Source organism: Streptomyces sp. NPDC107550 (assembly GCF_055639095.1).
Window position 1 is genome coordinate 241727 of record NZ_JBVKBC010000005.1, and the last position, 11486, is coordinate 253212.

Here is an 11486-nt window from a genome sequence, read left to right on the forward strand (position 1 = left end):
GCTTTCGGTGTCAGGCGCCGAGGCTATGACTTGGACGTTCCCTTTGGGAGGGCTTCCTGAGGATCAGCCAGCGGTACTCGATCCCGTCAACACTCACCGCGATCGGAGAGCATCATGAAGAACAGGGCGTTGTGGCGTGTAGTTGACAACGAGAGTGGTAGTCAGTCCATCGTCAGCACGCCCTCCGAGGCCGTCGCGTTCGTCAACAGCCAGTTCGGCCCCGATGAAGAAGACGAGCCGTTCAGCATTACCGAGGTCGGCCCCCTTCTTCCCAAGCCGCTCGGGCTCATCACCGCATGGGCCGCCGAGAAAGACGGCGAGCGAACCGACGGACGTACTGCGCCGATCACCATCAGGCCCGTTGTGACGGACAACGCCAGCGAGTGCGATGACGTCGTGCTCTGGGGCGACGTGTACGTCTCCTGGGACTACGACATGTACACCGTCGAGGACCCCAACTCCGAGTACAACGAGGCTTACAGCGCAGCCGAGTTGAGCACCATCCTCGACGAGTACGCCGACAACTACGAGTACGCACCTGAGGGGCCCGACAGCCACAGGTGGCCGAAACCGGAAGAGTTGATCGCCTACGGCGCCCAGGAGTGTGCCAAGCGGTTCGGGCACCTTGATGACGACGCCCTCCTGTGGCTCGCTGCCACCCGCATCACGCTCGCCGTGTGGCGCAACACACCCGTCGAGAACTGGCATGCCGGGAGGAGTCCGCTCAACGACGGCACAATGATGCGGATCAACACGGCAACCACCCGATTCGTGCGTTCGATGCTGTCGTTCGATCATGTCGACTGGATCGGCCTCGGTCTCGCTATCGTCAACCCGTCCCGGGTTCTACCGACCGGGCAGTCTCTTCTCGAGCTCGGGCTGGCCTGCCACAATCCTGAGGACCCGGCGCACGAGGTTGATCCGCGCGAAGAACTAGCGGAGATGGCACAGGCAGCGATCTCGTGGGGGCGAAGGTGCTGCCTCAGCGAGAAGAAGTTCGGCCTGCGTACCCTGATCGAATCCTTCTGCGCGTCCGACAACGGCTGGTTCGGGACACCGAGTTGGGGGCGCATCGTCGATCGGTTCCTTACGGCTGTCGATGACCGGGAAAATGCGCACTGGCAGATGCACCGGGACGAGCCCTGGTTCGACGAGTGGTTCACCAACCGGCCGGCCGACATTGCGGACACCACAGCATTTCGTCGACTGCTCCTCGCCGGACCCGACCAGCTGTCCGAGGAGGCCGCCGAATGGTGCGTGGAAGGTGCCATCGGCTACGTCTGCCAGGACGACCATACAAACGACTGCTGGCAGTGTGGTATCTCGTCGACAACGGAGACTCCCACCGAGTGAATGCGGGCACCAGCATAGAAACATGAGTCGGATAGCGACTGAGAAAATGACACGGGACTTGAGAACCTATATACGGCACCGTCAGGTCTGGGCCATGTCCACGAAGCGGGAGTAGTGGCCCTGGAAGGCGACCGTGATCGTGGCAGTCGGGCCGTTACGGTGCTTGCCGACGATGATGTCCGCCTCGCCCGCGCGCGGTGACTCCTTCTCGTAGGCGTCCTCGCGGTGGAGCAGGATGACCATGTCGGCGTCCTGCTCGATGGAGCCGGACTCACGCAGGTCGGAGACCATCGGCTTCTTGTCGGTGCGCTGCTCGGGGCCACGGTTGAGCTGCGAGAGCGCGATCACCGGGACCTCCAGCTCCTTGGCCAGCAGCTTGAGGTTACGGGACATGTCGGAGACCTCCTGCTGGCGGGACTCGGAGCGCTTGGAGCCGCCGGCCTGCATGAGCTGGAGGTAGTCGATGATCACGAGTTTGATGTCGTTGCGCTGCTTGAGGCGCCGGCACTTCGCGCGGATCTCCATCATCGACAGGTTCGGCGAGTCGTCGATGTAGAGCGGCGCGGCCGACACCTCGGGCATCCGGCGGGCGAGCCGCGTCCAGTCCTCGTCGGTCATCGTGCCGGAGCGCATGTGGTGCAGCGCGACGCGCGCCTCCGCCGACAGCAGGCGCATGGCGATCTCGTTGCGCCCCATTTCGAGGGAGAAGATGACGCTGGGCAGGTTGTGCTTGATGGACGCGGCGCGCGCGAAGTCGAGGGCCAGCGTCGACTTGCCCATGGCGGGACGGGCGGCGATGACGATCATCTGGCCCGGGTGCAGGCCGTTGGTCAGCGAGTCGAAGTCCGTGAAGCCGGTGGGCACCCCGGTCATCTCGCCGCTGCGGGAGCCGATCGCCTCGATCTCGTCGAGCGCGCCCTCCATGATGTCGCCGAGCGGCAGATAGTCCTCGCTGGTGCGCTGCTCGGTGACGGCGTAGATCTCCGCCTGCGCCTTGTTGACGATCTCGTCGACGTCGTCGTCGGCCGCGTACCCCATCTGCGTGATGCGCGTGCCCGCCTCGACGAGCCGGCGCAGCACGGCCCGCTCGTGGACGATCTCCGCGTAGTACTCGGCGTTCGCCGCCGTGGGGACCGTCTGGACGAGGGTGTGCAGATACGATGCGCCGCCGACCTTGTTGATCTCGCCGCGCTTGGTCAGCTCGGCGGCGATGGTGATCGGGTCGGCGGGCTCGCCCTTGGCGTAGACGTCGAGGATCGCCTGGAAGATCGTCTCGTGGGCGGGCTTGTAGAAGTCGGCGCCCTTGAGGACCTCGACGACGTCCGCGATGGCGTCCTTGGACAGCAGCATGCCGCCGAGCACGGACTGCTCGGCGTCCAGGTCCTGCGGGGGCACCCGCTCGAACGTCGCGGGCCCGTCGTCCCAGCCGCCGTCGTCGCGGCCGCGCTCGTGCTGGTCGCCCCGGCCGCCTTCGCGGCGCCGGCGGGAGGACGGCAGACGATCACTGGGGCCGCTGTCGGCCCACGGGTCGTCCAAGGGCTCGGAGATACTCACCGGGCCACCTCCTCCCGTCCGCCGAGCGGACCTCGCCGTGCCTTCCATTCCTACGGCACGACACTGACAAATGTGCGGCCCGATTCCGCTTTCGACGCGTCGGTTTTGCGAGGTTTACGCAGTCGCGGAAACGTCTCGGGACAGGGCGGGCGCCGCACCACGTTAGGCCCGCGGGCACCGTCAGCCAATCTGGTTATCCACAGGCCATGTGGACGACGGGCCTCTCGCTGTGGAGAACCGGGGAAAACCTGTGCACGACTCAGTGGACAGCCCTGTGAACAAGCCCTCAGCGTTCCTCCCGCATAGGCTTTGACCTGGCACTTTGCCATCCACCGGCTGTGCAGAAGAAAAACTTTCCCAGTCGGCCCAAGATCACTTCGAACGCCGTTCCCCGCCGCGCGCTCCGCAGCCGTAAGTAAGGGTCACTAAGGCATTGCGAAGCTTACCTGTGGAAGATTAGATTGGTGCTCATGACACAGGCTCCCGCGAAGCCCAAGCCCGCGAGACGACGGCACGACCGTGAGATCGTCGCACTCGCCGTTCCCGCCTTCGGCGCACTCGTCGCTGAGCCTCTCTTCCTCATGGCCGACAGCGCCATCGTCGGCCACCTCGGCACCGCCCAGCTCGCCGGCCTCGCCATCGCCTCCGCGCTCCTGACGACCGCGGTCAGCGTCTTCGTCTTCCTCGCCTACGCCACCACCGCCGCCGTCGCCCGCCGCGTCGGCGCCGGCGATCTGCGCGCCGCCATCCAGCAGGGCATGGACGGCATCTGGCTCGCCGTCCTGCTCGGCGCCGCCGTCATCGCCGTCGTCCTGCCGACCGCCCCGGGCCTCGTCGCCCTGTTCGGCGCCTCCGACACGGCAGCCCCGTACGCGACGACGTATCTGCGCGTCTCCGCGCTCGGCATCCCGGCGATGCTCGTCGTGCTCGCGGCGACCGGCGTCCTGCGCGGCCTGCAGAACACGAAGACCCCCCTGTACGTCGCCGTCGCCGGTTTCGTGGCCAACGGCGTGCTCAACGCCGTGCTGGTCTACGGCGGGGGACTCGGCATCGCCGGCTCGGCCTGGGGAACGGTCATCGCCCAGTTCGGCATGGCCGCCGTCTACCTCGTCGTGGTCGTCCGCGGAGCCCGCCGGCACGGCGCCTCCCTGCGCCCCGACGCCGCGGGCATCCGCGCCTGCGCCCAGGCCGGGGCCCCGCTGCTCGTCCGTACGCTGTCACTGCGGGCGATCCTGATGATCGCCACGGCGGTCGCCGCCCGGCTCGGGGACGCGGATGTCGCCGCCCACCAGATCATCCTGTCGCTGTGGAGCCTGCTGGCGTTCGCGCTGGACGCCATCGCCATCGCGGGGCAGGCCATCATCGGCCGCTACCTCGGCGCCGACGACGCGGACGGCGCCCGGGACGTGTGCCGCCGCATGGTGCAGTGGGGCGTCGCCGCCGGAGTCGTACTCGGTGTCCTGGTCGTCGTCAGCCGGCCGCTGTTCGTGCCGCTGTTCACCAGTGACCACGTCGTCCAGGACGCGGCGCTGCCCGCCCTGATCGTCGTGGCGCTCTCCCAGCCCGTGTGCGGCATCGTGTTCGTGCTCGACGGCGTGCTGATGGGCGCGGGTGACGGCCCGTATCTGGCCTGGGCCATGATCATCACCTTGGCGGTGTTCACGCCGGTCGCCCTGCTGGTCCCGGTGCTGGGCGGCGGGCTCACGGCGCTGTGGGCGGCGATGACGCTGATGATGACGGTCCGGATGGCCACGCTCTGGGCCCGCTACCGCTCGGGCCGCTGGGCAGTGACCGGCGCGACCCGGTGACGGGCCCGAGGACGCGGCCGGGCGGCGACCTGCGGGTGCCCCAGACGGCAGGCGCCCCTGGCAGCGGGCACCCCAGACAGTAGACGCCCCGAAGAGCAACGCCAACGCCCGCCCCTGGCAGCGCCCCGCACGGCGACCCCGTTTCACGTGAAACAAGGCGCGAACCCCCGCCACGTCTGCCACGTTTCACGTGAAACAACGCGAAACAGCACGCCGGGCCACACCGGACCCTGGCAAGCACATGGGGCCGCACCCCGAAGGGTGCGGCCCCACATTCGCTTCAGCGCTGCTCAGGGCAGTGCTCAGGCAGCGACGACCTCGACGTTGACCTTGGCGGCAACCTCGGGGTGCAGACGCACGGTCGCCTCGTGGGCGCCCAGCGTCTTGATCGGCGAGCCCAGCTCGACGCGGCGCTTGTCGACCTTCGGGCCACCGGCGGTCTCGATCGCCGAAGCGACGTCAGCCTGGGTGACGGAACCGAAGAGACGACCGGCGTCGCCGGAGCGGACGGCCAGACGGACCTTGACGCCCTCGAGCTTGGCCTTGACCTCGTTGGCCTGCTCGATGGTCGCGATCTCGTGGATCTTGCGGGCGCGGCGGATCTGCGCCACGTCCTGCTCGCCACCCTTGGTCCAGCGGATCGCGAAACCACGCGGGACCAGGTAGTTGCGGGCGTACCCGTCCTTGACGTCGACGACGTCGCCGGCGGTGCCGAGGCCGGTGACCTCGTGGGTCAGGATGATCTTCATGAGTCGGTCACCCTTTCCTTATCGCGCGGTGGACGTGTAGGGCAGCAGCGCCATCTCACGGCTGTTCTTCACGGCCGTGGCGACGTCACGCTGGTGCTGCGTGCAGTTGCCGGTCACGCGGCGGGCACGGATCTTGCCGCGGTCGGAAATGAACTTCCGCAGCATGTTCGTGTCCTTGTAGTCCACGTACGTGACCTTGTCCTTGCAGAAAGCGCAGACCTTCTTCTTCGGCTTGCGCACAGGCGGCTTCGCCATGGTGTATCTCCTGTGTGATCAAGAATGTGGGTGCGAGCCCGTCCCCGTGGCGCGGCGGTCCCGTAGGACACCGCTCCTGAGGACTGGTCCCTAGAAGGGGGGCTCGTCCGAGTAGCCGCCGCCGGAGCTGCCGGAGCTTCCGCCCCAGCCGCCACCGCCGCCGCCCTGCTGGCCGCCGCCGGCCGGCGCGCTGGTCGCCCAGGGGTCGTCGGCGGGAGCACCGCCGCCGCCCTGCTGACCGCCACCGGGGCCTCCGCCCCAGCCGCCGCCCTGCTGGCCGCCGCCACCGCCGCCGCCGTAACCGCCCTGGCCACCGCGACCGCTGGTCTTGGTGACCTTGGCCGTGGCGCTGCGCAGGCTGGCGCCGACCTCGTCGACGTCCAGCTCGTAGACCGTGCGCTTGACGCCCTCACGGTCCTCGTAGGACCGCTGCTTCAGGCGGCCCTGCACGATGACGCGCATGCCTCGCTGAAGCGACTCCGCGACGTTCTCCGCCGCCTGACGCCAGACCGAGCAGGTCAGGAACAGGCTCTCGCCGTCCTTCCACTCATTGGTCTGCCGGTCGAAGGTGCGCGGGGTGGACGCGACACGGAACTTCGCGACCGCCGCACCGGAAGGGGTGAAGCGCAGCTCGGGGTCGTCGACAAGATTGCCGACGACCGTGATGACGGTCTCGCCTGCCATGGGGTACCTCTCGGCGGGATTGCTGCGGACTGCTTGCTGCTACTCGTGTCCCGAGCTCTGAACCGGCGAGGTTCAGTGGGTCTCGGGGCGGAGGACCTTGGTCCGGAGGACCGACTCGTTCAGGTTCATCTGGCGGTCGAGCTCCTTGACGACCGCAGGCTCGGCCTGCAGGTCGATGACCGAGTAGATGCCCTCGGGCTTCTTCTTGATCTCGTACGAGAGACGACGACGGCCCCAGGTGTCGACCTTCTCGACCTTGCCGTTGCCCTCACGGACGACGGAGAGGAAGTTCTCGATCAGGGGGGCGACAGCGCGCTCCTCCAGATCGGGGTCGAGGATGACCATCACCTCGTAGTGACGCATGTGGAACCCACCTCCTTTGGACTCAGCGGCCACGGTCGTTCCGTGGCAGGAGGGTTGTTATGCGTACGCAACCGTATCCGCCACCACTGACAATCGGCCCCCGCGAGGAGAACCTGGCTGTTCAGTGGGTATCCATCCCTTGGCGGGATGTGGGCAGACACCGATGCAGACGGTACAGACTACCCGCACCGCGGCTTCCGGTTGAAATCCGACAGCGTCCGGACGCAATCTGTACACATCGGGTGTGTACGGCGCTACGATGCGCCGCCTTCCGCAGGAGGTGCCACATGGCACAGGCAATGCGACCCAACAGCACGTCGGCGGGCTCTCTGCTCGCCACGGACGGCAAGGCCCATCCCCTCCCCGACACGCTGCTCGCGGTCACGGCGGTCCTCGGGGCGATCGCCATCATCACCTCGATCTGGAGCGGTCTGCACCTGCTCAGCTCGTGGACCGGCCTCGTCGGCATCCTGACCGGCGCCTACGGGCAGTTCGTCTCCGTGACCACCCGGGAGCGGTTCGGCCTGGTCCTCGGGCTCGGGGCGTCGGCCGTGGGCTTCTTCATCGGTATGGCCCACGGCGGCCTCTTCGGCGGCGTCATCGGCGGCTGACGCCCGCGCGGGGCACCGTAGAGGGCCCTCGGGCGGGTCAGGGAAGGCTTCCCGGCCCGCCCGAGGGCGGCTTCTTCTTGGACAGACCTCCATACGGCCAGTGAGGGCGCGCGCAGGGCGCAGTAGGCTTCGGCGCGAGAGCCGGAGCCCCTGTACCCATGGGGACACACCAGCCCGAGGAGCGCCCCGAATGAGCCTGACCCTGAGGACCATCAGCCGCGAGCAGCATCTGGCGTACATCCAGAGCCTGCCGTCGGCGAGCCACATGCAGGTCCCCGCATGGGCAGACGTGAAGGCGGAGTGGCGCTCCGAGAACCTCGGCTGGTTCGACGACAAGACCGGCGAGATGGTCGGCGCGGGCCTCGTCCTGTACCGCCAGCTCCCCAAGATCAAGCGGTACCTGGCCTACCTGCCCGAGGGCCCGGTGATCAACTGGTACGCGCCCAACCTGGAGGAGTGGCTGCGCCCGATGCTGGCGCACCTCAAGCAGCAGGGCGCCTTCTCCGTGAAGATGGGCCCGCCGGTCATCATCCGGCGCTGGGAGGCCACGTCCATCAAGAAGGGCATCCAGGACCCGGACGTGAAGCGCCTGCGCGACATCGAGGCGGACTTCATCGAGCCGCGCGCCTTCGAGGTGTCCGACAAGTTGCGCCGCATGGGCTGGCAGCAGGGCGAGGACGGCGGCGCCGGCTTCGGCGACGTCCAGCCGCGCTACGTGTTCCAGGTGCCGCTCGCCAACCGCTCCCTGGAAGAGGTCCACAAGAACTTCAACCAGCTCTGGCGCCGCAACATCAAGAAGGCCGAGAAGGCTGGCGTCGAGGTCGTCCAGGGCGGCTACCAGGACCTTGAGGAATGGCAGCGCCTCTACGAGATCACGGCCGTGCGCGACCACTTCCGGCCGCGCCCGCTCTCGTACTTCCAGCGCATGTGGACGGCCCTCAACAGCGAGGACCCCAACCGCATGCGGCTGTACTTCGCGCGGCACAACGGCGTGAACCTGTCCGCCGCGACCATGCTCGTCGTCGGCGGGCACGTCTGGTACTCCTACGGCGCCTCCGACAACATCGGCCGCGAGGTGCGCCCGTCGAACGCGATGCAGTGGCGGATGCTGCGTGACGCGTACGCGCTCGGCGCCACCGTCTACGACCTGCGCGGCATCTCCGACTCGCTGGACGAGACGGACCACCTCTTCGGCCTGATCCAGTTCAAGGTCGGTACGGGCGGGCAGGCGGCCGAGTACCTCGGCGAGTGGGACTTCCCGCTCAACAAGCTGCTGCACAAGGCGCTCGACATCTACATGTCGCGGCGCTGACGACCGCCGGGCCCGCGCCCGGCGCCCGGCGGCACCCTCACGCGCCGTCACCCCCCACGAACACCACGCCCTTTGACACTCCACGAAAGGTTCCGGGACCGGCCATGGCGCTCACGCTCTACGTCGACACCGCGCGCTGGCGGGCACATCACAAGCACGTGCAGGAGCAGTTCCCGGGTCTCGTCCCGGTCTGCAAGGGCAACGGCTACGGCTTCGGCCACGAGCGGCTCGCGGAGGAGGCCACGCGCCTCGGCTCCGACATCCTCGCCGTGGGCACCACGTACGAGGCCGCCCGGATCAAGGACTGGTTCAGCGGCGACCTGCTGGTCCTGACGCCGTTCCGGCGCGGTGAGGAGCCCGTCCCGCTGCCCGACCGTGTGATCCGCTCCGTCTCCTCCGTCGACGGCGTGCACGGCCTCGTCGGCGCCCGCGTCGTCATCGAGGTGATGTCCTCGATGAAGCGGCACGGGGTGAGCGAGGAGGACCTGCCGCAGCTCGCGCACGCCATCCAGGACATCCGCCTGGAGGGCTTCGCCATCCACCTGCCGCTGGACCGCACGGACGGCTCGGACGCCGTCGAGGAGGTCATCGGCTGGATGGACCGGCTGCGCGCGGCCCGGCTGCCGCTGCACACCATGTTCGTCAGCCACCTGAAGGCCGACGAACTGGCGCGCCTTCAGCAGCAGTTCCCGCAGACCCGCTTCCGCGCGCGGATCGGCACGCGGCTGTGGCTCGGCGACCACGAGGCGACCGAGTACCGGGGCTCCGTCCTGGACGTCACGCGCGTGTCGAAGGGCGAGCGGTTCGGCTACCGGCAGCAGAAGGCGGCCTCGGACGGCTGGCTGGTCGTCGTGGCCGGCGGCACCTCGCACGGCGTGGGCCTGGAGGCCCCGAAGGCGCTGCACGGCGTCATGCCGCGCGCCAAGGGCGTGGCGCGGGCCGGTCTCGCCACGGTGAACCGCAACCTGGCGCCGTTCGTCTGGGCGGGCAAGCAGCGCTGGTTCGCCGAGCCGCCGCACATGCAGGTCTCGATCTTGTTCGTGCCCTCCGACGCGGCCGAGCCGAAGGTCGGCGAGGAACTGGTCGCGCACCTGCGGCACACGACGACCCAGTTCGACCGGCTCGTGGACCGCTGACTTACGCGTCCTACGCATCCGTACGGCGAAAGGGCCGGGCACCTGTCGAGGTGTCCGGCCCTTTCCCATGGCGTCACGCGTGTACGGGGCTGCGCTCAGGGGGCGCGGAAGGGATCGCCGCCGACGGGGGGCTCGGCGCCCTCCGGCGCGCCCCAGGCCACCGCCCGCGCCCTCTCGTCCGGGGCGGCGCCGCCGTCCCGCCTCTGCGCCGTGGAGGCCGCCGGATGCCCGACGACGAAGCGGTCCGGGGCGCCGTCGAGGACCCCGCCCGACGGGTCGTCCTCGCCGGAGCGCCGCACGACGTCCCGCTCGGGGAACCAGCTGTCCCGTACGACGACGGCGCACAGGTACAGCGTGCCCACGAGGTGCACGGCGATGGCGAGCTGGTAGCCCTCGGTCGGCAGGCCCTGATGCTTGTCGCCACTGGTGGTGTAGGCGAGGTACATCCAGATGCCGAGGAAGTACGCGGTCTCGCACGCCTGCCAGATCAGGAAGTCCCGCCACTTGGGCCGGGCCAGCGCGGCGAGCGGGATGAGCCACAGCACGTACTGCGGTGAGTAGACCTTGTTGGTGAGGATGAAGGCGGCGACCACCAGGAACGCGAGCTGCGCGAAGCGCGGCCGGCGGGGGGCGGTCAGGGCGAGCGCGCCCACGCCCAGGCAGCCCAGCAGCATCAGCCCGGTGGCCAGGGTGTTGATGGTGCCGGTGTCCGGCGGGGTGTCCATGTGCTGCGTGATGACGAGCCAGACGGAACCGAAGTCGACGCCGCGTTCCTGGCTGAACGTGTAGAACTTCGACCAGCCCTGCGGCGCGAGGATCATCACGGGCAGGTTCACCAGCAGCCAGGCGCCGACCGCGCCCGCCGCCGCGCGCCCGAACTCCCGCCACCGGCCGGCCCGCCAGCACAGCACGAACAGCGGGCCGAGGAGCAGGACGGGGTAGAGCTTGGCGGCCGTGGCGAGGCCGAGCAGCACGCCGAAGGCGAGCGAGCGCCCGCGCGACCAGGCGAGCATCGCGGCGGCGGTCAGGGCGACGGCGAACAGGTCCCAGTTGATGGTGGCGGTCAGCGCGAACGCGGGCGCGAGAGCGACCAGGAGCCCGTCCCAGGGGCGGCGCCGGTGGGTGCGCGTGACGCAGACGGCGATGATCGCGGCGCAGATCATCAGCATCCCGGCGTTGACCATCCAGTACACCTGCTCCTGGTGCTGGATGGTGCCGCTGCCGGGGGTGAGCCAGGCGGCGACCTCCATGAACACGCCGGTCAGGACCGGGTATTCGAGGTACTCCATGTCGCCGCTGAGCTTGTCGAAGTACGGCACGAGCCCGTCGGCGAAGCCGCGCCCCTGGTAGAGGTGCGGGATGTCGGAGTAGCAGGCATGCGTGTACTGGGAGCTGGCCCCGTAGAACCAGGCGCCGTCGTAGCACGGGAACTTCTGCACCATGCCGAGCGCGAACATGCCGAGCATCACGAGGGCGATGACCCGCACCGGCGTCCACCACGAGCGCCCGAGCAGCGCGCGGCGACCGAGGGGGCCGCCGATGACCGCGCTGCCGGCGGCGGCCACCTCGTCCTCTCTGGTCGGCCGTACCGGCTCGGATGGCTGCGGGGTCGCGCGCGTCGTCTCTGCACTGGGCATGCGGCACATCCTGCCGTACGCGGC

Annotated in this window: 11 protein-coding genes; 5 read left to right on the top strand and 6 right to left on the bottom strand. The window is 68.9% G+C overall.

The genetic code is table 11. The features are described from left to right. Positions 1-114: 114 nt before the first annotated feature. The gene (locus ACZ7LY_RS10155) at positions 115-1353 is read left to right on the top strand and encodes a hypothetical protein (RefSeq protein WP_471624060.1); all 1239 of its coding nucleotides are present in this window, start codon (positions 115-117) and stop codon (positions 1351-1353) included. Between the two features lie 81 nt (positions 1354-1434). Here the strand turns inward: ACZ7LY_RS10155 and dnaB are convergent, their stop codons facing one another. Continuing rightward, positions 1435-2907, bottom strand: coding sequence for a replicative DNA helicase (gene dnaB / locus ACZ7LY_RS10160; protein ID WP_471624061.1), 1473 nt, complete (start codon positions 2905-2907; stop codon positions 1435-1437). Between the two features lie 470 nt (positions 2908-3377). On the opposite strand from dnaB, the gene ACZ7LY_RS10165 reads away from it, so the two are divergent. Beyond that, the gene (locus ACZ7LY_RS10165) at positions 3378-4715 is read left to right on the top strand and encodes an MATE family efflux transporter (RefSeq protein ID WP_471624062.1); all 1338 of its coding nucleotides are present in this window, start codon (positions 3378-3380) and stop codon (positions 4713-4715) included. Between the two features lie 302 nt (positions 4716-5017). Here the strand turns inward: ACZ7LY_RS10165 and rplI are convergent, their stop codons facing one another. The 4 genes from rplI to rpsF form a co-directional block, all read right to left on the bottom strand. After that, the gene (rplI, locus tag ACZ7LY_RS10170; protein ID WP_471624063.1) at positions 5018-5464 is read right to left on the bottom strand and encodes a 50S ribosomal protein L9; all 447 of its coding nucleotides are present in this window, start codon (positions 5462-5464) and stop codon (positions 5018-5020) included. An 18-nt stretch (positions 5465-5482) separates the two neighbouring features. Continuing rightward, on the bottom strand, positions 5483-5719 hold the full coding sequence (rpsR, locus tag ACZ7LY_RS10175; protein WP_003949403.1) for a 30S ribosomal protein S18: 237 nt from the start codon (positions 5717-5719) through the stop codon (positions 5483-5485). A gap of 90 nt (positions 5720-5809) precedes the next feature. Next, entirely contained in the window at positions 5810-6403 is a 594-nt protein-coding gene (locus ACZ7LY_RS10180) for a single-stranded DNA-binding protein (RefSeq protein ID WP_471624064.1), read from the bottom strand. Between the two features lie 72 nt (positions 6404-6475). Next, positions 6476-6766: a 30S ribosomal protein S6 gene (gene rpsF, locus ACZ7LY_RS10185; RefSeq protein WP_005482942.1), complete on the bottom strand. Its 291-nt coding sequence runs from the start codon at positions 6764-6766 to the stop codon at positions 6476-6478. Between the two features lie 287 nt (positions 6767-7053). Between rpsF and ACZ7LY_RS10190 the strand changes: the two genes are divergently transcribed. The 3 genes from ACZ7LY_RS10190 to ACZ7LY_RS10200 all read left to right on the top strand — a co-directional run bounded on the left by ACZ7LY_RS10190 (position 7054) and on the right by ACZ7LY_RS10200 (position 9825). Continuing rightward, positions 7054-7377 (top strand): hypothetical protein, encoded by a 324-nt coding sequence (locus tag ACZ7LY_RS10190; protein WP_471624065.1) that lies wholly within the window; start codon positions 7054-7056, stop codon positions 7375-7377. Positions 7378-7567: 190 nt separating this feature from the next. Further along, positions 7568-8689 (top strand): peptidoglycan bridge formation glycyltransferase FemX, encoded by a 1122-nt coding sequence (femX, locus tag ACZ7LY_RS10195; protein ID WP_471624066.1) that lies wholly within the window; start codon positions 7568-7570, stop codon positions 8687-8689. Positions 8690-8793: 104 nt separating this feature from the next. Further along, a complete protein-coding gene (locus ACZ7LY_RS10200) occupies positions 8794-9825 on the top strand; it encodes an alanine racemase (protein ID WP_471624067.1) in 1032 nt (343 codons plus the stop codon). A gap of 95 nt (positions 9826-9920) precedes the next feature. On the opposite strand, the gene ACZ7LY_RS10205 is transcribed toward ACZ7LY_RS10200, so the two are convergent. Next, a complete protein-coding gene (locus ACZ7LY_RS10205; protein WP_471624068.1) occupies positions 9921-11462 on the bottom strand; it encodes a glycosyltransferase family 87 protein in 1542 nt (513 codons plus the stop codon). Between the last annotated feature and the right edge of the window lie 24 nt (positions 11463-11486).

Coding starts and splice junctions, on each gene's coding strand:
- ACZ7LY_RS10155 (WP_471624060.1), top strand. CDS start 115: ATGAAGAACAGGGCGTTGTGGCGTGTAGTTGACAACGAGAGTGGTAGT.
- ACZ7LY_RS10165 (WP_471624062.1), top strand. CDS start 3,378: ATGACACAGGCTCCCGCGAAGCCCAAGCCCGCGAGACGACGGCACGAC.
- rplI (WP_471624063.1), bottom strand. CDS start 5,464: ATGAAGATCATCCTGACCCACGAGGTCACCGGCCTCGGCACCGCCGGC.
- rpsR (WP_003949403.1), bottom strand. CDS start 5,719: ATGGCGAAGCCGCCTGTGCGCAAGCCGAAGAAGAAGGTCTGCGCTTTC.
- ACZ7LY_RS10180 (WP_471624064.1), bottom strand. CDS start 6,403: ATGGCAGGCGAGACCGTCATCACGGTCGTCGGCAATCTTGTCGACGAC.
- rpsF (WP_005482942.1), bottom strand. CDS start 6,766: ATGCGTCACTACGAGGTGATGGTCATCCTCGACCCCGATCTGGAGGAG.
- ACZ7LY_RS10190 (WP_471624065.1), top strand. CDS start 7,054: ATGGCACAGGCAATGCGACCCAACAGCACGTCGGCGGGCTCTCTGCTC.
- femX (WP_471624066.1), top strand. CDS start 7,568: ATGAGCCTGACCCTGAGGACCATCAGCCGCGAGCAGCATCTGGCGTAC.
- ACZ7LY_RS10200 (WP_471624067.1), top strand. CDS start 8,794: ATGGCGCTCACGCTCTACGTCGACACCGCGCGCTGGCGGGCACATCAC.
- ACZ7LY_RS10205 (WP_471624068.1), bottom strand. CDS start 11,462: ATGCCCAGTGCAGAGACGACGCGCGCGACCCCGCAGCCATCCGAGCCG.